This window comes from Rahnella sp. WP5 (assembly GCF_000745615.1).
GTDB classification, from domain to species: Bacteria; Pseudomonadota; Gammaproteobacteria; order Enterobacterales; family Enterobacteriaceae; genus Rahnella; species Rahnella aceris.
Window position 1 is genome coordinate 1 of record NZ_JQJR01000012.1, and the last position, 20,471, is coordinate 20,471.

At 52.6% G+C, this 20,471-nt stretch carries 15 protein-coding genes and 1 rRNA gene; 13 read left to right on the top strand and 3 right to left on the bottom strand.

Annotation, left to right across the window (positions count from 1 at the left end; genetic code table 11):
• Positions 1–176: 176 nt before the first annotated feature.
• From rrf to aceK, 5 genes are all read left to right on the top strand, one after another.
• Positions 177–292: ribosomal RNA gene (gene rrf / locus EX31_RS11730) — 5S ribosomal RNA — on the top strand.
• Between the two features lie 292 nt (positions 293–584).
• Positions 585–1,514, top strand: a complete 930-nt coding sequence (metA, locus tag EX31_RS11735; RefSeq protein ID WP_037034942.1) for a homoserine O-acetyltransferase MetA — start codon at positions 585–587, stop codon at positions 1,512–1,514.
• Positions 1,515–1,878: 364 nt separating this feature from the next.
• Positions 1,879–3,477: a malate synthase A gene (gene aceB / locus EX31_RS11740; protein ID WP_037034943.1), complete on the top strand. Its 1,599-nt coding sequence runs from the start codon at positions 1,879–1,881 to the stop codon at positions 3,475–3,477.
• 40 nt (positions 3,478–3,517) lie between these two features.
• Positions 3,518–4,840: an isocitrate lyase gene (aceA, locus tag EX31_RS11745; protein WP_013577390.1), complete on the top strand. Its 1,323-nt coding sequence runs from the start codon at positions 3,518–3,520 to the stop codon at positions 4,838–4,840.
• 52 nt (positions 4,841–4,892) lie between these two features.
• On the top strand, positions 4,893–6,605 hold the full coding sequence (gene aceK / locus EX31_RS11750; RefSeq protein ID WP_037034944.1) for a bifunctional isocitrate dehydrogenase kinase/phosphatase: 1,713 nt from the start codon (positions 4,893–4,895) through the stop codon (positions 6,603–6,605).
• Positions 6,606–6,650: 45 nt separating this feature from the next.
• Here the strand turns inward: aceK and iclR are convergent, their stop codons facing one another.
• Positions 6,651–7,493, bottom strand: a complete 843-nt coding sequence (gene iclR, locus EX31_RS11755) for a glyoxylate bypass operon transcriptional repressor IclR (protein WP_013577388.1) — start codon at positions 7,491–7,493, stop codon at positions 6,651–6,653.
• A 247-nt stretch (positions 7,494–7,740) separates the two neighbouring features.
• Between iclR and metH the strand changes: the two genes are divergently transcribed.
• Complete coding sequence (metH, locus tag EX31_RS11760; RefSeq protein WP_013577387.1) at positions 7,741–11,442, top strand: methionine synthase; 3,702 nt, start codon at positions 7,741–7,743, stop codon at positions 11,440–11,442.
• A gap of 149 nt (positions 11,443–11,591) precedes the next feature.
• Here metH and EX31_RS11765 read toward each other — a convergent pair whose 3' ends face one another.
• Positions 11,592–12,302, bottom strand: coding sequence for a UTRA domain-containing protein (locus tag EX31_RS11765; RefSeq protein ID WP_037034945.1), 711 nt, complete (start codon positions 12,300–12,302; stop codon positions 11,592–11,594).
• A 204-nt stretch (positions 12,303–12,506) separates the two neighbouring features.
• Between EX31_RS11765 and EX31_RS11770 the strand changes: the two genes are divergently transcribed.
• The 7 genes from EX31_RS11770 (at position 12,507) to EX31_RS11800 (ending at position 19,437) form a co-directional block, all read left to right on the top strand.
• Positions 12,507–13,565, top strand: a complete 1,059-nt coding sequence (locus EX31_RS11770) for an ABC transporter substrate-binding protein (RefSeq protein WP_013577385.1) — start codon at positions 12,507–12,509, stop codon at positions 13,563–13,565.
• 81 nt (positions 13,566–13,646) lie between these two features.
• On the top strand, positions 13,647–14,444 hold the full coding sequence (locus tag EX31_RS11775) for an alkaline phosphatase family protein (protein ID WP_013577384.1): 798 nt from the start codon (positions 13,647–13,649) through the stop codon (positions 14,442–14,444).
• Positions 14,445–14,470: 26 nt separating this feature from the next.
• On the top strand, positions 14,471–15,313 hold the full coding sequence (locus EX31_RS11780; RefSeq protein WP_037034946.1) for an ABC transporter permease: 843 nt from the start codon (positions 14,471–14,473) through the stop codon (positions 15,311–15,313).
• 22 nt (positions 15,314–15,335) lie between these two features.
• Positions 15,336–16,121, top strand: coding sequence for an ABC transporter permease (locus EX31_RS11785; RefSeq protein ID WP_013577382.1), 786 nt, complete (start codon positions 15,336–15,338; stop codon positions 16,119–16,121).
• Positions 16,122–16,123: 2 nt separating this feature from the next.
• Positions 16,124–17,116, top strand: a complete 993-nt coding sequence (locus tag EX31_RS11790; protein ID WP_013577381.1) for an ABC transporter ATP-binding protein — start codon at positions 16,124–16,126, stop codon at positions 17,114–17,116.
• Positions 17,113–17,769: an HAD family hydrolase gene (locus EX31_RS11795; protein WP_013577380.1), complete on the top strand. Its 657-nt coding sequence runs from the start codon at positions 17,113–17,115 to the stop codon at positions 17,767–17,769. Before EX31_RS11790 ends, EX31_RS11795 begins: the two co-directional genes overlap by 4 nt.
• A gap of 15 nt (positions 17,770–17,784) precedes the next feature.
• Positions 17,785–19,437: a Na/Pi cotransporter family protein gene (locus EX31_RS11800; RefSeq protein WP_013577379.1), complete on the top strand. Its 1,653-nt coding sequence runs from the start codon at positions 17,785–17,787 to the stop codon at positions 19,435–19,437.
• Positions 19,438–19,502: 65 nt separating this feature from the next.
• Here EX31_RS11800 and panS read toward each other — a convergent pair whose 3' ends face one another.
• Positions 19,503–20,420, bottom strand: coding sequence for a ketopantoate/pantoate/pantothenate transporter PanS (gene panS, locus EX31_RS11805; RefSeq protein WP_037034948.1), 918 nt, complete (start codon positions 20,418–20,420; stop codon positions 19,503–19,505).
• Positions 20,421–20,471 lie beyond the last annotated feature (51 nt).

The following is a 20,471-nucleotide window of genomic DNA, read 5'->3' on the forward strand; positions in this document are numbered from 1 at the left end:
GGGTGTGTAAGTGCAGCGATGCATTGAGCTAACCAGTACTAATGACCCGAGAGGCTTAACCTTACAACACCAAAGGTGTTTTTAGAGACTTGAAGTAGATTTTCAGCTGAAGTTCCGAGATTGGTTCGTAGTGCAAGCCTGATGTAAGGTGAGCGTTATGAATGAAACAGAATTTGCCTGGCGGCAGTAGCGCGGTGGTCCCACCTGACCCCATGCCGAACTCAGAAGTGAAACGCCGTAGCGCCGATGGTAGTGTGGGGTCTCCCCATGCGAGAGTAGGGAACTGCCAGGCATCAAATAAGTGGAAAGCCCCGTACGAAAGTACGGGGCTTTTTGCTATGGGAAATTTGAAATGTTCTGTACATTATCTATCCTAAAAACCGTCAGGATCCACAACTTAACTCGCCGTTTTTATCTCTCCTGCGCCCTGATCTGCTCTCCTTTATAACCAGAACGTCTAAATTAATAGCTTAAGCTGAAACATTTTCACTTACCGCTTGCAGGCTCGACATCTCAATCAAAACCCGTTATCTTCGGCTATCTAGAAGTCTAAACGTATAAATGGATGTAGTGAGGAAGTTGTTATGCCGATCCGGGTTCCAGATGAATTACCAGCCGTGAATTTCCTGCGCAATGAGAACGTTTTTGTCATGACGTCATCACGTGCGAAAACGCAGGAGATCCGTCCTCTTAAGGTGCTGGTTCTCAACCTGATGCCGAAGAAAATTGAGACCGAAAATCAGTTTTTACGGCTGCTTTCCAACTCTCCTCTGCAGATAGATGTGCAGCTGCTGCGCATTGACAGTCGTGAATCTAAAAACACCCCTGCAGAGCATCTGAATAATTTCTATTGTGACTTTGAAGACATTCAGCATGACAACTATGATGGCCTGATCGTTACCGGTGCGCCTTTAGGATTGGTCGATTTTTGTGATGTAGCATACTGGCCGGAAATTGAGCGCGTGATCCACTGGGCGAAAAAGCATGTAACATCCACACTTTTTGTTTGCTGGGCGGTTCAGGCTGCTCTGAATGTGCTTTATGGACTACCTAAAATGACCCGCGAAGCGAAGCTTTCGGGTGTGTATCCTCATCAGACGCTGCAACCGCTGGCATTACTGACCCGTGGCTTTGATGAAAGCTTCCTGGCACCCCATTCCCGTTATGCAGATTTTCCGGCTGATGTGCTCCGCCAGCACACGGATCTGGAGATCTTTGCTGAATCCGACGAAGCCGGCGCCTATCTCTTTGCGACAAAAGATAAGCGGATGGCTTTTGTGACCGGGCACCCTGAATATGATGCGGGAACGCTGGCAGGAGAGTATCTGCGTGATGTGGCGGCGGGGTTATCACCTGAAATGCCTTACAACTATTTCCCGCAGGATAACGCCGAGCTGTCACCGAAGGCGACCTGGCGAAGCCACGGACATCTGCTGTTCACTAACTGGCTGAATTACTATGTTTATCAGATCACGCCGTTTGATCTGCGCCAGATGAATCCGACACTCGAGTAAATACCCCCTCCGCTTCCAGCAGACGATCTTACCGGTCGTCTGTTTTTCTCCCTGCGATCTTTTTTCTGATCTTCTTCCTTCTGCATACATTTTTCTTAGATTCGAAATTCATTCCCATTTTATGGAAAATTTATCTAATTCTATCTGATTGATTAAAATCAGAACTTTTTTAATTTTGAAATAAAATGGAAATCGTTTTTGATTTTATGAAATTACTGATTACGCTTAAATCTATCGGGCAATAAATAACCAGAGAAAAGCCACCTCAGGATCATGAGCGTATCTCGGGTATGTTTTCGACCGTAATAGCATCTGTTCAGTGAGGCGGTCTGGCAGATTAAGCAGATAAATCAGGAGATAAACGATGTCTGAGCAAATTACCCGCAGTCAGCTTGGTTTTACGCGCCGTTTTGGTGAAAACGAAGCGCAAATTCTGACCGAAGAAGCCGTGGATTTTTTATCCGAACTGGTTGTCCGTTTTACCCCGCTGCGAAATCGATTACTGGCCGATCGCATTGCCGTACAGCAGAAGATAGATCAGGGGGTGTTGCCTGATTTTATTTCGGAAACGAATTCCATAAAAAATTCAGATTGGAAGGTACGGGGCATTCCGGCTGATTTACTGGATCGCCGGGTAGAAATCACTGGTCCTGTCGAACGCAAGATGGTGATCAATGCGCTGAACGCCAATGTAAAAGTCTTTATGGCGGATTTTGAGGACTCTCTGGCACCGGACTGGCAGAAAGTTATAGAAGGGCAGATTAACTTACGCGATGCGGTGAACGGGAGTATCAGCTACACCAATGAATCCGGGAAAATTTATCAGCTCAAACCTGATCCTGCCGTTCTGATTTGTCGTGTACGTGGCCTGCATTTACCTGAAAAGCATGTGAACTGGCAGGGTGAAGCTATTCCCGGTTCGTTGTTCGATTTCGCTTTGTACTTTTTCCATAACTATCGCGCATTACTGGCAAAAGGCAGTGGCCCCTATTTCTATCTGCCAAAAATGCAGTCTTATCATGAGGCTGACTGGTGGAGTCAGGTCTTCAGTTTTGCCGAGGATTATGCGGGATTGGCGCGGGGCACGATTAAAGCCACGGTGCTGATTGAAACTCTGCCTGCGGTTTTCCAGATGGACGAAATCCTTTACCACTTGCGCGATCACATTGTCGGACTGAACTGTGGTCGCTGGGATTACATCTTCAGTTATATCAAAACGTTGAAGAATCATGCTGACCGTATATTACCTGACCGTCAGTCCGTAACGATGACTCAGCCTTTTCTAAATGCTTATTCCCGGCTGCTGATTAAAACCTGTCACCGGCGTGGGGCATTTGCGATGGGCGGAATGGCGGCCTTTATTCCCAGCAAAGACGTTAAACGCAACGAATGGGTGCTGAACAAAGTCCGGACAGATAAAGAGCTGGAAGCGAATAACGGACATGATGGTACCTGGATTGCACACCCTGGGCTGGCTGACACCGTGCTTGAAGTGTTCGACAAAGCGCTGGGTAACCGTTCAAACCAGCTGGATGTACTACGTGAAGAAGATGCCGAAATTACTGCAGAGCAATTACTCGAACCTTGTTCCGGCGAGCGTACTGAAGAGGGAATGCGCGCCAATATTCGCGTCGCAGTGCAATACATTGAAGCCTGGATTTCTGGCAACGGCTGCGTCCCGATTTACGGGTTGATGGAAGATGCTGCCACGGCTGAAATCTCCCGCACATCCATCTGGCAATGGATCCACCACGGCAAAACGCTTAATGACGGACAACCCGTCACCAAGCCGTTATTCCGCCGCATGCTGAACGAAGAAATGCTGGTTATTCAGCAGGAGTTGGGCGAACAACGTTTCAGTGCCGGTCGTTTCACGCAGGCGGCTGCCTTGATGGAAAAAATCACCACACAAGATGAGTTAATCGACTTCCTGACCCTGCCGGGCTATCAGCTGCTGGCCTGATCCTTCTTACCCTACACATAAAAAGACCGGAGTATTTGCCATGAAAACGAACCGTACTCAGCAAATTCAGCAGCTTGAAGAAACGTGGAGCCAACCACGCTGGAAAAATATCACCCGACCTTACACGGCGGCAGAAGTGATCAGCCTGCGGGGTTCAGTCAATCCGGAGTGTACGCTGGCTCAGCACGGAGCCGCCCGCCTGTGGAATTTACTCCACGGCGCATCGCGTAAAGGGTATGTGAATTGCCTCGGCGCGCTGACGGGTGGCCAGGCCTTACAACAGGCAAAAGCGGGTATCGAAGCCATTTATCTCTCGGGATGGCAAGTTGCCGCGGATGCCAATACGGCTTCCAGTATGTATCCCGACCAGTCTTTGTATCCTGTGAATTCGGTGCCTGAAGTTGTGGCGCGGATTAACAACACTTTTCGTCGCGCTGATCAGATCCAGTGGGCCAATAACATTGAGCCCGGGCAGCCTGGCTATACCGACTATTTCCTGCCGATTGTGGCGGACGCTGAAGCCGGTTTTGGTGGCGTACTCAATGCCTTTGAACTGATGAAATCCATGATTGAAGCCGGTGCTGCCGCCGTTCATTTTGAAGATCAGCTTGCTGCGGTGAAGAAGTGCGGGCATATGGGCGGCAAAGTTCTGGTGCCGACACAGGAAGCCGTACAGAAGCTGATTTCCGCGCGTCTTGCCGCCGATGTTCTTGGTGTGCCGACGTTATTGGTGGCACGTACCGATGCCGATGCGGCAGATTTACTGACGTCAGACTGCGATCCGTATGACAGCCAGTTTATTACCGGCGAAAGAACACATGAAGGTTTCTACCGGACGAACGCCGGTATTGAGCAGGCCATCAGTCGCGGTTTGGCGTATGCACCTTATGCCGACGTAGTGTGGTGCGAGACATCGACGCCTGATCTGAAACTGGCTCAGCGTTTTGCTGAGGCCATCCACGCTAAATTCCCAGGCAAATTGCTGGCCTATAACTGTTCGCCATCGTTTAACTGGAAGAAGAATCTTGACGATAAAACCATCGCCAGTTTCCAGGACCAGTTGGCCGCGATGGGTTACCAGTATCAGTTCATTACGCTGGCGGGCATTCACAGCATGTGGTTCAACATGTTCGATCTTGCCCATGCTTATGCACAGGGCGAGGGGATGAAGCACTACGTGGATAAAGTGCAGGAGCCGGAATTTGCAGCCATAGATCGCGGCTATACCTTTGCTTCTCATCAGCAGGAAGTCGGAACCGGCTATTTCGACAAAGTCACCACCATTATTCAGGGCGGTCGCTCCTCGGTCACCGCACTTACCGGCTCTACCGAAGAACAGCAGTTTTCTCCGACGTCACACTGATGCTCATCAGACCTGGTGAAAGCCGGGTCTCTTTCCTCAGGGAGTCGCCACTATGCCTCTAGAGCTGTTGATTGCGCAGACTATTTTACAGGGGTTCGACGCCCAGTATGGCCGCTTTCTCGAAGTGACATCGGGGGCGCAGCAACGCTTTGAAAATGCCGACTGGTCAGCAGTACAGGCAGCGATGAAGCAACGTATCCATTTGTATGACCACCATGTCGGTCTGGTTGTCGCCCAGCTCAAATGCATTACCGGCCAGCGTTTTTATGATGCCGCGTTTCTGATCCGCATAAAGGAATGTTACTCCGGATTACTGCCTGATTATCCGAGGGCTGAAATCGCTGAAAGCTTTTTTAATTCAGTCTATTGCCGGATTTTCAAACATCGCGATCTGACAGCGGACAAACTTTTTATTTTCAGTGAGCAGTCCTCCCGGCGTCAGCAACATTGTGCCCGTCCTTTGTCACGCCTCTACCCGGTTCAGGGTAATTTCGTTACCACGCTGGTAAAAGTCCTTGATGACCTGCCGGTGCGCTTACCGTGGGAGGATGCGAACCGTGATGTGGATTATATTGCCACTGCATTAAAGCAACGCTTCCCCGCAGAGTGGCTTGCGGATGCTGATATTGAGATCGCTACCGAGATTTTTTATCGCAATAAAGCCGCGTGGATAATCGGCAAAATCAGATGCGCTTCACAGGTATTTCCGCTGTTATTGCCGGTGCATCTCAGTCATCAGAATGAGTTATTTGTTGATGCCTGTCTGACGGAAAGCAACGATGCCAGCATAGTCTTTGGCTTTGCCCGCTCATATTTTATGGTATATGCCCCGCAGCCCGGTGCGCTGGTTGAATGGTTACGTGAGATTTTACCGGCCAAAACCACGGCTGAGCTGTACAGCGCTATCGGTTGTCAAAAGCATGCAAAAACAGAATGTTACCGTGAGTATTTGCACTTTATGGCGCAAACCGACGAGTCTTTTATTATTGCGCCGGGGGTCAAAGGCATGGTCATGCTGGTATTTACCCTGCCTGGCAGTGACCGCGTGTTCAAGGTGATAAAAGATAATTTTGCGCCGCAGAAAGAAGTGACGGAGGCACAGGTCAAAGCCTGCTATCAGTTGGTGAAAGAGCATGACCGCGTCGGGCGGATGGCCGATACCCAGGAATTTGAGCACTTTGTTCTGCCAAAGAATAACATCAGCCCCGAACTGATGGCTGAACTACAGCGCGAAGTCCCTGCCAAAATAGAAGATCTGGGGGACAGCATTGCGCTCCGGCATCTGTATATTGAACGGCGTATGACGCCGCTGAATTTATATCTGGAACAGGCCAGCGATACGCAGCTTCATGACGTGATTGAAGAATACGGCAATGCGATCAAACAACTGGCTGCGGCGAATATCTTCCCCGGCGACATGTTGTTTAAGAATTTTGGCGTGACCCGTCATGGTCGTGTGGTGTTTTATGACTACGATGAAATCTGCTACATGACTGAAGTTAATTTCCGCGATATTCCCGCACCCCGTTACCCGGAGGATGAACTGGCCAGCGAACCCTGGTACAGCATTGCACCGGGCGATGTTTTCCCGGAAGAATTCCGGCATTTCCTTTGCAGCGACAAACGCCTCGGTCAAATCTTTGAAACGCTACACGACGATTTGTTTAGCGCCGGTTACTGGCGCGGTTTGCAACAGCGTATCCGTGAAGGGCACGTCGAAGATGTTTTTGCTTATCGCCGTTCCCGGCGTTTTAGCCAGCGTTAATTTGCTGAAATCCTCCCGGATAATGGTGGGATTTCAGCATCTTTCTCAGTGTTTTCCACCGCCGTAGGCCTGTGTGATTTCTTTCGCCGCATGAATCACCAGCGCACCCAGTTCCGTCACGCGGTCATCGGTGATTCGTGAAACCGGGCCCGAAATTGAAATCGCCGCATAGGCATCGTTGTGTTCGTCGTAAATGCAGGTCGCCACACAACGCAGCCCGAGCGCATGTTCTTCATCATCAAAGGCATAGCCGCGTTTACGGGTATCCGCCAACTCCTGCTTCAGATTCACAGGAGACGTTTTTGTCAGGGGCGTATAGCTGTGCAGGCCTATTTTATGCAGCAGTTTTGCCAGACGCTCTTCCGGCAACGTCGAAAGAAATGCTTTACCGGCACCCGACGCATGCATCGGTAATTTGCCACCAATCGGCGCGGACATCCTCATCAGGGCATTGCACTGCACCTGATCGATGATGATCGCCTGATAATCACTGTGATCCAGCACCGCCAGATTCACCGTTTCGCCGGATTCTTCCATCAGGCGGCGTAACATCGGATGCACCATTGCCAGTAAATTCCGGCTTTGCAGAAAACTGCTTCCTACGATAAAAGCATGTGAGCCAATGGTCCACAGGCCCAAATCGCCGACCTGACGGACAAATCCCTGCTGTTGCATGGTGGTCAGAAGGCGGTGGGTGGTGGAATTGGGTAAACCCGCCTGCTGGGCGAGATCGGTCAGTGCCACGCTGCCCTGGGCTTCAGCGATATATTCCAGCAACTTAAGGCCACGTGTCAGGGACTGTACCTGCCCGGTCGCGGCGCTGCCGGTTACAGCCGCGGCTTTGGTTTTCTTAGCACGTTTGGCCGGAGCCGTTACGGACGTTGCCATGAGCCTGTTCCTTGTAAGATGCGCCAAAAGCTGGCGAAGAAAAATCATTTTTGGAATTGGTTTTCGTTTTTACAGTATGGATCGCAACCTGCCTTTACGCTCATCCGATGTGTTGCACTGCGTTTGCGGGATGTCTTCCCGAATTGAAAAAGTCTCACGTCGGTGCGGGCTTTTGGCTGAGGAAGGTATGCTAGGATGTTGACCATGATTTCCGGCGCATGAATGAACAATTTGCCGGGTGTGCGTGATGGGTGATGAGGTGAAAGTGACTAATCGAGTTGAGGCGCTACATAAGCAGCTGGCACAGCGCATTTTGGTTCTGGATGGCGGCATGGGCACCATGATCCAAAGCTATCGTCTGGAAGAAGAAGATTACCGGGGTGAGCGTTTTGCTGACTGGGAAAGCGATCTTAAAGGCAATAATGATCTTCTGGTGCTCTCCAAACCCGACGTGATCGTCGAGATCCATAACGGTTATCTTGCTGCTGGTGCAGATATCCTCGAAACCAACACCTTCAACTCCACCACGATTGCAATGGCTGACTACCATATGGAATCGCTGTCGGCTGAAATTAACTATGAAGCTGCGCGACTGGCGCGTCAATGTGCCGATGCGTGGACCGCCCGTACGCCGGATAAACCGCGTTATGTTGCCGGGGTTTTAGGCCCGACCAACCGGACGGCGTCGATTTCCCCGGATGTTAACGATCCCGCATTTCGTAACGTATCTTTCGATCAGCTGGTTGAAGCCTACCGCGAATCCACCCGGGCACTGATCGAAGGCGGTGCCGATCTGATCATGATCGAAACCGTATTTGACACTCTCAACGCCAAAGCCGCGACGTTCGCAGTAGAAAGTGAATTCGAAGCAATGGGCATCGTATTGCCTGTCATGGTTTCCGGCACGATTACTGATGCTTCCGGCCGCACCTTATCTGGCCAGACAACCGAAGCTTTTTATAACTCGCTGCGTCACGTTAAACCGCTCACCTTTGGCCTTAACTGCGCGCTGGGTCCGGATGAGTTACGTCAGTATGTCGCTGAGTTATCTCGTATTGCAGAATGTTATGTCACCGCGCACCCGAACGCCGGTTTACCTAATGCTTTCGGTGAATACGATCTCGAAGCCAAAGAAATGGCTGAACATATTGCCGAATGGGCACGCTCGGGCTTTCTGAACATTGTCGGTGGCTGCTGTGGTACCACGCCTGCGCATATCGCGGCGATGGTGAAAGCCGTGGAAGGCGTACCGCCCCGCGCTTTACCGACCATTCCTGTTGCCTGTCGTCTGGCAGGGCTGGAACCGCTGACCATCGATCCACAGACGCTGTTTGTGAACGTCGGTGAACGTACTAATGTGACCGGTTCTGCTCGTTTCAAGCGACTGATTAAAGAAGAAAAGTATGCGGAAGCGCTGGCTGTAGCCCGTCAGCAGGTAGAAAGTGGCGCGCAAATCATCGATATCAACATGGATGAAGGGATGCTCGACGCCGAAGCGGCAATGGTGCGTTTCCTCAGCCTGATTGCCGGTGAACCGGATATCGCCCGCGTGCCGATCATGATCGACTCCTCCAAATGGGATGTTATCGAAAAAGGCCTGAAATGCATTCAGGGCAAGGGGATTGTTAACTCCATTTCCATGAAAGAAGGCGAAGAAGCCTTCCTGCACCACGCCCGTATGGTACGCCGGTACGGCGCGGCCGTTGTGGTCATGGCATTCGATGAAACCGGGCAGGCGGATACCCGCGCCCGCAAAATTGAAATCTGCCGCCGTGCCTACAAGCTGTTGACTGAAAAAGTCGGCTTCCCGCCGGAAGACATCATTTTTGACCCGAATATCTTTGCGGTGGCGACCGGCATTGACGAACACAACAACTACGCCGTCGATTTCATCGAAGCCTGCGCCGATATCAAAGCACAACTGCCGCATGCGCTGATTTCCGGCGGTGTTTCCAATGTTTCATTCTCTTTCCGCGGTAACGAACCGGTACGTGAAGCCATTCATGCCGTCTTCCTGTATCACGCCATCCGCAACGGTATGGATATGGGCATCGTCAACGCCGGTCAGTTGGCGATTTATGATGATTTACCGGCTGAACTGCGCGACGCCGTCGAAGATGTGATCCTCAACCGCCGCGATGATGGTACTGAGCGCCTGCTTGAACTGGCTGAAAAATACCGTGGCAGCAAGGACGATGGAGAAGCGAATAAGCAGCAGGCGGAATGGCGCAGCTGGGACGTGAAAAAACGCCTCGAATACTCGCTGGTGAAAGGTATTACCGAATTTATCGAACTGGATACCGAAGAGTGCCGTCAGCTGGCCGCGCGTCCTATCGAAGTGATCGAAGGCCCGCTGATGGACGGTATGAACGTCGTCGGCGACCTGTTTGGTGCCGGTAAAATGTTCCTGCCGCAAGTGGTGAAATCCGCGCGCGTGATGAAACAGGCTGTGGCCTATCTGGAGCCATACATTGAAGCCAGCAAGGAAAAGGGCCAGACCAACGGCAAAATCCTGCTGGCCACGGTCAAAGGCGATGTCCATGACATCGGTAAAAACATCGTTGGCGTGGTGCTGCAATGTAATAACTACGAGATTATCGATCTCGGTGTAATGGTGCCGACGGACAAAATCCTGAAAACCGCCATCGAAGAAAACGTCGATATCATCGGGCTTTCCGGGCTGATTACGCCGTCACTCGATGAAATGGTCAACGTCGCGAAAGAAATGGAGCGGCGTGGTTTTACCATGCCGTTGCTGATTGGCGGCGCAACCACATCGAAAGCGCACACTGCGGTGAAAATCGAAAAAAATTACAGTGGTGTGACCTGCTACGTGCAAAACGCCTCGCGTTCTGTCGGCGTGGTGTCTGCGTTGCTGTCAAAAGATCAGCGGGACGCGTTTATCGAACGTACACGTAAAGAGTACGACACTGTACGTATCCAGCATGGTCGTAAAAAGCCGCGCACGCCGCCAGTGAGTCTTGAAGTGGCCCGCGACAACGCTACTTTTATCGATTGGGAAGCTTACACGCCACCGGTGGTCCATCGTCTGGGCATCCAGAAAGTCGAAGCCAGCATTGAAACACTGCGCAATTACATCGACTGGACGCCGTTCTTCATGACCTGGTCGCTGGCAGGTAAATATCCGCGCATTCTTGAAGATGAAGTTGTCGGCGAAGAAGCGAAACGCCTGTTCAAAGATGCCAATGACCTGCTCGATAAACTTTGCGCTGAGAAATTGCTCAACCCACGCGGCGTCGTCGGCCTCTTCCCGGCAAACCGCAAAGGCGATGACATCGAAATCTACAGCGATGAACGCCGCGAAGACGTGCTGGTGGTCAGCCATCATCTGCGTCAGCAAACGGAAAAAACCGATTTCGCCAACTATTGCCTGGCTGACTTTGTCGCGCCGAAATCCAGCGGCAAGAAAGATTACATGGGGGCATTTGCTGTAACCGGCGGGCTGGAGGAGGATGCGCTGGCCGAGGCGTATGACAAACAGCATGATGATTACAATAAAATCATGATCAAGGCGCTGGCTGACCGTCTGGCAGAAGCGTTTGCGGAATACCTGCATGAGAAAGTGCGCAAGGTGTATTGGGGTTTTGCCGCCAACGAGAATCTGAGCAACGAAGAGCTGATCCGCGAGAATTATCAGGGAATACGTCCGGCGCCCGGTTACCCGGCCTGTCCTGAACACACTGAAAAGGGGCAAATCTGGAAGCTGCTGGATGTGGAAGCCAATACCGGTATGCAACTGACCGAATCCTTTGCGATGTGGCCGGGTGCTGCGGTGTCAGGCTGGTATTTCAGCCACCCTGACAGCAAATACTTCGCCGTGGCACAGATCCAGCGTGATCAGGTCGAAGATTACGCGGCACGTAAAAATATGCCGGTCGCCGAAGTGGAGCGCTGGCTGGCGCCGAACTTAGGTTACGACGCCGACTAATACCCGTCATCCTTCAAGTTGACTCTGCGTTGGCTGCCATCACGAACCCCAGTCACTTACTTCAGTAAGCTCCTGGGGTTCATTCAGTTGCCGCCTTAATTCATCTCGAATGATTTAGGGTATCCCATCGGTTTTTTTTTCCACTTAAATCAACTCACTTCCACATCAATGTGCAGCGCGTCATAGCGCCAGTATTCTAAATCGCAGTCGATGACCCGGTCATGCTGGTCACGGTTGGTCCGCGTAATAAACAACGCCGGGCTGCCGGGAGCCACTTTCAGTGCATGTGACGCCTCTTCAGGCAGCAATGTCGGCACCATGTCGAAACGCACGCGTCCGTAATGGATGTCATAGCGGGATGCGTACAAATCAGTCAGCGATGTCGTGAGATCCGCGTCAAGAATGCCCTGAAAATACAGCGGATTAAGATAGTGCTCGACGTACAAAACCGGGCGGTTATCGATATAACGCAACCGCCGGATGCAAATGACCTCACTCTCTGACGGCAACAATAACTTCTGACACACCGTATCGCTGGCAATACAGTGCTTCGCATCAATCACTGTGGTCTTTGCGCTGCGCCCCTGATCTTTCGCCATTGCGTGAAAGTGACTTCTTTGTAGCGGGTTGTAGACAATGCGTGGCGGGGAGACAAACCAGCCCCGGCGTACTTCCCGGTAAATCAGACCCTGGGCCTCAAGCTGGCTCAATGCTTCCCGTAATGTAATACGGGTAGTGGAAAACTGTTCACTCAACGTGCGCTCAGAAGGCAGCCTTCCCTCGGCAGAAAATGCCCCGGCCGCAATACTTTCGCTTAATGCCTTGCAGATAACGGCAAGGGTAGTCTGCGATTCACTCATCGGTCAGCAAGCCTCATTTCAGTGCGTTTTTGCACCAATCTGAACTTTCATCGTGTAAATAATGTGCGCTTGTTAACAGCAATAAGCTTAAAACTGCTGCTTTTTCGCGCTGACATATAATTATCACAATTGAGCGTTAGATTGGCTTGGTTCTTGCTGGACTAGACCAGCACTTCACACACACTACCATCCGGAGCATCCGTTATGAAACAGTTGTTCGCTTCTGTGTTAACCAGCGCGCTTGTCCTCTCCGCTTCATCGGCATTTGCCGCTGAACCTCCTGCTGCACTCCTGAAAGCGGCACAAGCCGAAGGAACGGTAAACAGTGTCGGTATGCCTGATGACTGGGCGAACTGGAAAGGAACCTGGAGTGATCTGAGCACCAAGTATGGCCTGAAACACAGCGATACCGACATGAGTTCGGCACAGGAGATCGCGAAATTCCTGGCAGAAAAAGACAATGCCAGTGCTGATATTGGCGACGTGGGTGCAGCTTTTGGACCCGTTGCCGTGCAAAAAGGCGTGACTCAGCCCTATAAACCGACCACCTGGGATCAGGTGCCAGACTGGGCAAAAGATAAAGAGGGTATGTGGGCACTTGCTTATACCGGCACTATCGCCTTCATCATTGATAAATCGCAGGTGAAAGATGAGCCACACAGCTGGGCTGATCTGCTAAACAGCAAATACAAAGTGACTATCGGTGACGTGAGCACCGCAGCGCAGGCCGCAAACGGCGTGCTGGCGGCAACTTACGCGATGGGCGGCAATGAAAAGGACCTGAAACCAGGTCTGGAATATTTTGGCAAACTGGCGAAAGCAGGGCGTCTGAGCCTGACTAACCCGGTCATCGCGTCTCTGGAAAAAGGTGAAGTGCAGGTTGGCGTAGTCTGGGACTTCAACGGTCTGAGCTATCGCGACAAAATCGACAAAACCCGCTTCGACGTGGTGATCCCATCTGATGGCACTATCACGTCCGGTTACACCACGATCATCAACAAATTCGCCAAACACCCGAACGCCGCCAAACTGGCGCGTGAATACATCTTCTCTGATGCCGGTCAGATCAATCTGGCACAAGGCTATGCCCGTCCAATCCGTGCCGATCACATCACGCTGCCAGACGATGCAAAAGCCAAACTGCTGCCTTCCAGCGAATACAAAAATGCGCACCCGATTGCAGATCCGGCTGCCTGGGATAAGAGCGCGAAAACCTTGCCGCGTCTGTGGCAGGAAAACGTCATGATCAACATGCAGCAGTAATTGATTAAAAAATAAGAAAAACCGGACAGCGAAAGCATTGGTTAATAACAACACCTGTAAGAAATGAAAGGTATACATGGTATGAAGAGCATTCTGGTAGTACTCGACGGGCTGAATTATCAGGTCGGCCGCGACGCAATGGGTTATCTGCAAGCCCAGTGTGCCGCAGGACGCGGCCGCTTGTATCAACTGGAATGCGAATTGCCTTCGCTGTCCCGGCCACTTTATGAATGCATTCTCACCGGTATCACGCCGGTGGTGAGTGGCATTGTTCACAACCACGTTGACCGGTTATCGACTCAACGTAGTATTTTCCACTATGCCCGTGACGCTGGCCTGACGACGGCTGCTGCGGCTTATCACTGGGTCAGTGAGCTGTATAACCGCACGCCGTTTGACCCGCCGCGTGACCGCCACACCAGCGATGACTCGCTGACCATCCAGCACGGCCATTTTTATTACGATGATAGTTACCCTGATTCGCATCTGTTCGATGACGCCGAAAGCCTGCGTCGTCGTCATGATCCCGACTTCCTGCTGATCCACCCGATGAACATTGATGATGCCGGGCATAAATTTGGCCTGTCGACGCCCCAATACCGCAACAAAGCACGCACCGCAGACGGCATCCTGTCGCGCTATCTGGGCGACTGGCTGGACGCCGGTTATCAGGTGATCGTGACTGCGGATCACGGTATGAATGATGACCGCAGCCACGGCGGTATTTTGCCGGAGGAGCGTCAGGTGCCGCTGTTCGTCTTCGGCAGTGCGTTCAGCTTCAAAGAGGCCGCACCGTTGCAGACGGAGTTATGCGGAACTGTTTGTCAGATCCTCAATATTGCCCACGACAAGCCACATTGCGCGGCATTACTGGCCTGAATCCCGTCACTTTTAGAGGATACCCGATGAAAGCTAAGTGGATTGCGGCGTTGTTTATGCTGCCGTTTCTGGTGTTTTTCATCGCTTTTCAGCTGGCGCCGCTGACATGGATTGCGGTGAGCAGCTTTTACAGCGAAACCTATGAAGCCTGGGGACTGGGCAATTACACCGACATTCTGACATCACCGTTCTATTTACAGGCTATGCGTTTCTCACTGGATATTTCCATCTGGTCGAGTTTATACGGTTTGCTTATTGCGTTAGTGGGTAGTTACTCACTTCGCCAGCTTGGCCCGACAAAGCTGCACGACTTTGTGATGTCGTTTACTAACATGACCAGCAACTTTGCGGGCGTACCGCTGGCCTTCGCCTTCGTTATCCTGCTTGGCCTGAATGGTTGCCTGACGCTGCTGTTGAAAAAATATGGCCTGATGGAACACTTCGACCTCTATTCAAAAGATGGCCTGATTGTGCTCTATACCTATTTCCAGATCCCGCTCGGCGTGTTGCTGATGTATCCGGCATTTGATGCGTTACGGGAGGACTGGCGCGAGTCAGCGGCCTTGCTGGGCGCGGGACGCTGGCGTTACTGGCGTCATATCGGTATTCCGGTACTGTTCCCGGCCTTGCTCGGTACCTTCGTTATTTTGCTCGCCAATGCCCTTGGCGCGTATGCCACGGTGTATGCGCTGACCACCGGTAACTTTAACGTGGTGCCGGTGCGTATCGCGGCGTTGGTCTCGGGGGATATTTCTCTCGATCCGAATATGGGCAGCGCGCTGGCGATGTTGCTGGTGGTGCTGATGGCCTTTATCACGCTGATCCATCAGTGGTTATTGCGTAAAAGTTATCTCAGTCAGCGCAGCTGACGGGCAGAAAAAGGAACGTAAGATGTCGCGGTCTGAAGCGATTTACCACCGTGTGGTGATCTGGATTTTACTGATTGTCCTGATGTTGCCGCTGCTGGCGACGCTGGTCTATGCGCTGGTGCTGGAATGGGGGGCGACCATTTTACCGAGCGGCTTTACGCTGAAATGGCTGGTGGAATTGTGGAGCGATCCGCGCTTCCTGATTGCGCTCTGGCATTCGCTGCTGGTGTGTTTCGGCACACTTTTTCTGTCGCTGGTGCTGATCCTGCCCCTAATGTTTGTGATTGCTTACTATTTCCCTAAGCTCGATGCACTGATGAACATCCTGATCCTGCTGCCGTTCGCCGTGCCGCCGGTGGTGTCATCGGTGGGCCTGATGCAACTCTATTCCGCTGAACCGCTGGCGCTCACCGGTACGCCGTGGATCCTGATTGGCTGTTACTTCACCATCGCGCTGCCGTTTATCTATCGCGCCATTTCTAACAACATGCAGGCGATCAACCTGCGTGACCTGATGGATGCTGCACATCTGCTCGGCGCCAGCACCTGGAAAGCGGCGCTGCTGGTGGTTTTGCCTAACTTACGCAAAGGCGGAATGATTGCCGTCCTGCTGTCGTTTTCCTTCCTGATCGGGGAGTTTGTGTTCGCCAATCTGCTGGCGGGCAGCCGTTATGAAACGGTTCAGGTTTACCTCTATAACATGCGTAATGGCAGCGGCCATTTTACCAGCGCATTGGTCATCTCCTATTTCATGGTCGTCCTGATTTTCACCTGGGTGGCGAACATGCTGAACAAAGGAAAGAGCTGATTATGTCGTATTTGCAGGTTACTCAACTCAACAAGTCTTACGGTCCGACGCAGATTTTCAACAACATCGATTTCTCAGCAGAAGAGGGAGAATTCGTCACACTGCTGGGGCCAAGCGGCTGCGGAAAATCCACGTTGCTGCGCTGTCTGGCCGGTCTGACTTCCGTCGACAGCGGAAAAATTCTGATTCAGGGGCAGGATATTGTGCCGCTGCCGCCACAACAGCGCGGCATCGGCATGGTCTTCCAGAGCTATGCGCTGTTTCCTAATATGACGGTTGAAGCCAATGTCGCGTTCGGCCTGAAAATGCAAAAGATACCGGCGTCAGAGCTGCACCGGCGCGTCGGTGAAGTACTGGAACTGGTGGAAATGAACGATTACGCAAAACGTTATCCGCATCAGCTTTCCGGTGGTCAGTGTCAGCGTGTGGCACTGGCGCGTTCACTGGTTACGCAGCCGCGCCTGTTGCTGCTCGACGAACCCCTTTCCGCGCTCGATGCCCGTATCCGTAAGCATCTGCGTGAGCAAATCCGCCGTATTCAGCGTGAAATGAATCTGACGGCGATTTTCGTGACCCACGATCAGGAAGAAGCGCTGACCATGTCCGACAGGATTGTGCTGATGAACAAAGGGCAAATCGTCCAAAATGCCGATGCTGAAACCCTGTATACTGAACCGGTGGATGCGTTTGCTGCGGGCTTTATCGGCAGCTACAACCTGCTAAGCCCTGAACAGGCGATGGCGCTGACCGGCATAACTTACACGGGCCGTGTCGCCATCCGTCCGGAGTCGGTCACAATATGCGAGCTGATTGAAGGCATTCCGGCTAAAATTATCAGCCACAGTCTGCTTGGCAACGTCGTGCGTTATCGCGTTTTAGCACACGGAGTTGAGCTTTCTGTGGATGTCTTAAACCGTTCTGTGGCCTCACTTCGTGCCGATGGCAGCGATATTGGTCTACAGTTAGATCTTGTTACGTTACGGGAAGTTGCATGAAACTGGCGCTGTTTGATCTCGATGAAACCCTGATTAGCGGCGACTGTTCGAGTTTGTGGTCAGCCTACATGGTGGCAAATGGCTGGGTGGCCGATGAGCAGGCTTTTCTGCAACAAGATGCCGCGCTGATGCAGCAATATGCTGTCGGTCAGATGGATATGCAGGAGTACATGCGTTGTACTTTGGTGCCGCTGTCCGGCCGCAGTCAACGTGATGTCGCGGCAATGGTCGCGAATTATATTCAGGATGTGATTGCCCCGCGTGTTTACACGCAGGCGCGTGAGTGTCTGGCTGCTCACCGTGCACAGGGCGACCGGACGGTAATTATTTCCGCGTCCGGTGAACATCTGGTGCAGCCGATTGCCCGCTTCCTCGGTGTTGATGAAACGCTGGCGATTGGTGTTGAAATGAAAGACGGGCGTTTTACCGGCGCCACACGAGGGACGATGACCTATCGCGAGGGAAAAGTCTCGCGGTTGCTGGAGCTCATCAATCAGGACGCATCCCTTTTGCAATCAGCCAGTTTTTATTCTGATTCCCATAATGATCTGCCGTTGCTGACCCGCGTGGGCCAGCCGGTGGCGGTGAATCCAGACGCTATCCTGCTCCAGCACGCCCGGCAGGCAGGATGGCCGGTCTATGCCTGGCGTTAATGGAGCTGTTCTTTCGTGTTAACCCTTTTGCATTTGTTGTCTGCTATTTCTCTGCTCGTATGGGGTACGCACATCGTGCGTACCGGCATCATGCGTGTCTTTGGCGCCAATCTGCGCCGTGTTCTGAGTAACAGTGTCGAGAAAAAACCGCTGGCGTTTGTGGCGGGCATTGGCGTTACTGCGCTGGTGCAAAGCAGTAATGCTACCGCGCTGCTGGTCACGTCGTTTGTATCGCAGGGGCTGGTAGCACTGGCTCCGGCACTGGTGATTATTCTCGGTGCAGATGTCGGGACCGCCGTGATGGCGCGTATTCTGACCTTCGATCTCTCCTGGCTTTCTCCGCTGCTGATTTTCGTCGGTGTCGCGTTCTTCCTCAGTCGTAAACAGACCCGCGCGGGGCAAATGGGTCGTGTCGGTATCGGGCTGGGGCTGATTTTACTGGCGCTGGAACTGATTGTGGGCGCAGCGACGCCGATCATGCAGGCCTCCGGCGTTAAAGTTTTATTCTCGTCCCTGACCGGTGATGTGCTGCTCGATGCCCTGACCGGCGCAGTGTTTGCCATCATCAGCTATTCCAGTCTGGCGGCTGTGTTGCTGACAGCAACCCTTGCCGCGACCGGCGTGATTTCGCTTAAAGTGTCACTTTGTCTGGTCATCGGTGCCAACCTCGGCAGCGGGCTGCTGGCGATGATTAACGCCAGTAAAATGAATGCCGCCGGTCGCCGCGTGGCGCTCGGCAGTACGCTGTTTAAACTGATTGGTTTGGTGATTGTGCTGCCGTTTGTCGGACTGTTGTCGACGCAACTGGCGCGGCTTGGCATTCCGGATGAAGAACTGGTGATCTACTTCCACATGTTCTACAACCTGATCCGTTGTCTGGCGATGGTGCCGCTGACGGCGCCGATGGCCAAGGTTTGCGAGATGATGATTGCCGATGTGCCTGAAGATGATCCCCGTCTGCGTCCGCGCCATCTGGATGTCAGCGCAATTGATACCCCGACGCTGGCGCTGGCCAATGCCGCCCGTGAAACCTTGCGCATGGGCGACGTGGTCGAACATATGCTGATCCTCAACCGCGAAGTGATGCACGGTAAACTGGCGCAGGATCGCGAAGTGCGGCGTCTCGACGATGACGTTGATGTGCTCTATACCGCCATCAAGCTGTATCTGGCGCAAATCAACAAGGAAGGACTTGGCGAAGATGATTCCCGTCGCTGGGCTGAAATCATCGAAATGGCGCTGAACCTCGAACAGGCCGGTGACATTATCGAGCGCATGACCGGCGATATCACCGCCAAATCCCACGCTACCCGCCGCGCGTTCTCGCCGGAAGGACTGGTGGAACTGGATGCCTTACATGAAAAATTGCAGGATAACCTGCGCCTGAGTCTGGGCGTTTTCCTGTCGAACGATCTGACCAGTGCGCGCCGTCTGCGCCGCTCCAAACACCGTTTCCGCATTCTCGACCGCCGTTATGCGCATGCGCACGTCGATCGCCTGCATCAGCATAATGTGCAGAGTATCGAAACCAGCTCGCTGCACCTCGGGTTGCTGGGGGATATGAAACGTCTGAACTCACTGTTCTGTGCGGTGGCCTATAACGTGCTGGATCAGGATGAGCAGGAAGATGAGCAGCGCGAACCGAATGATGATGTGCAACGGGTGTAGGACGAATCAAAACGGGCGCTGAGGAAGGCGCCCGTTTCTTTTTCATCTTCTTTTTCGTCTGGAAATCAGTCTTTTTTGACCGGCTTACCGGACCAGTAACCGGCCAGCAAAGAACCTGACAGATTGTGCCATACCGAGAACAATGCGCCCGGCAGTGCGGCCAGCGGGGTGAAATAGATTTTCCCCAGCGTCGCCGCTAAACCTGAGTTCTGCATCCCGACTTCCATCGCCAGCGTGCGGCAGGTGGTTTCATCAAAGCCAAACAGTTTCCCGCCCCAGTAACCGCTCAGCAGACCGATGCCGTTGTGCAGGATCACCGCCACAATCACGATCAGCCCCACAGAACCGATAAAGCCCTGACTGCCCGCCACCACGGCGCTGATAATCGCCACGATGCAGACCATCGAGAACAGCGGCAGCAGCGGTTCGATACGTTTCACGGTTTTCGTGAACAGATGATGAATGATCAGACCGGCTAAAATCGGGATGACGACGATCTGCAAAATGCTTAACAGCATGCCTTCCACATCCACTTTAATGTGCGTATCGACATACAGACGCGTCAGCAGTGGCGTGGCGAAAACGCCGACCAGCGTGGACACCGCAGAAATCGTCACGGAAAGCGCGACATCACCTTTAGCAAGGTAAATCATCACGTTAGATGCCGTTCCGCTGGCGACGCTGCCGACTAAAATCATGCCCGCAGACAGATCGGCGGGCATATGGAACAGCTTTGCCAGCACCCACGCAGCCAGCGGCATGATCAGATAATGCAGGAACGTGGCGGCAGCAACCGGGCCAGGTCGGGAAAGCACGCGTTTGAAATCACCGAATTCGAGAGTGACACCCATCGCGAACATAATCAGCATCAGCAGGGTAGAAACATGCGGGCCGATCGGCGTGAACGTACCGGGCGAGTAATAGGCCGCGACGGATAACAGCACGGCCCACAACGGGAACAGGCGGGTTATTTTGGCTAACATTGAGGTGATCCTTGTCTTTGTTGTTTGCAAAAGTACAGACAAAAAAAGACC

Bases quoted from the DNA above. Each gene is read 5' to 3' on its own strand.
- metA (WP_037034942.1), top strand. From the start codon at position 585: ATGCCGATCCGGGTTCCAGATGAATTACCAGCCGTGAATTTCCTGCGC.
- aceB (WP_037034943.1), top strand. From the start codon at position 1,879: ATGTCTGAGCAAATTACCCGCAGTCAGCTTGGTTTTACGCGCCGTTTT.
- aceA (WP_013577390.1), top strand. From the start codon at position 3,518: ATGAAAACGAACCGTACTCAGCAAATTCAGCAGCTTGAAGAAACGTGG.
- aceK (WP_037034944.1), top strand. From the start codon at position 4,893: ATGCCTCTAGAGCTGTTGATTGCGCAGACTATTTTACAGGGGTTCGAC.
- iclR (WP_013577388.1), bottom strand. From the start codon at position 7,493: ATGGCAACGTCCGTAACGGCTCCGGCCAAACGTGCTAAGAAAACCAAA.
- metH (WP_013577387.1), top strand. From the start codon at position 7,741: ATGGGTGATGAGGTGAAAGTGACTAATCGAGTTGAGGCGCTACATAAG.
- EX31_RS11765 (WP_037034945.1), bottom strand. From the start codon at position 12,302: ATGAGTGAATCGCAGACTACCCTTGCCGTTATCTGCAAGGCATTAAGC.
- EX31_RS11770 (WP_013577385.1), top strand. From the start codon at position 12,507: ATGAAACAGTTGTTCGCTTCTGTGTTAACCAGCGCGCTTGTCCTCTCC.
- EX31_RS11775 (WP_013577384.1), top strand. From the start codon at position 13,647: ATGAAGAGCATTCTGGTAGTACTCGACGGGCTGAATTATCAGGTCGGC.
- EX31_RS11780 (WP_037034946.1), top strand. From the start codon at position 14,471: ATGAAAGCTAAGTGGATTGCGGCGTTGTTTATGCTGCCGTTTCTGGTG.
- EX31_RS11785 (WP_013577382.1), top strand. From the start codon at position 15,336: ATGTCGCGGTCTGAAGCGATTTACCACCGTGTGGTGATCTGGATTTTA.
- EX31_RS11790 (WP_013577381.1), top strand. From the start codon at position 16,124: ATGTCGTATTTGCAGGTTACTCAACTCAACAAGTCTTACGGTCCGACG.
- EX31_RS11795 (WP_013577380.1), top strand. From the start codon at position 17,113: ATGAAACTGGCGCTGTTTGATCTCGATGAAACCCTGATTAGCGGCGAC.
- panS (WP_037034948.1), bottom strand. From the start codon at position 20,420: ATGTTAGCCAAAATAACCCGCCTGTTCCCGTTGTGGGCCGTGCTGTTA.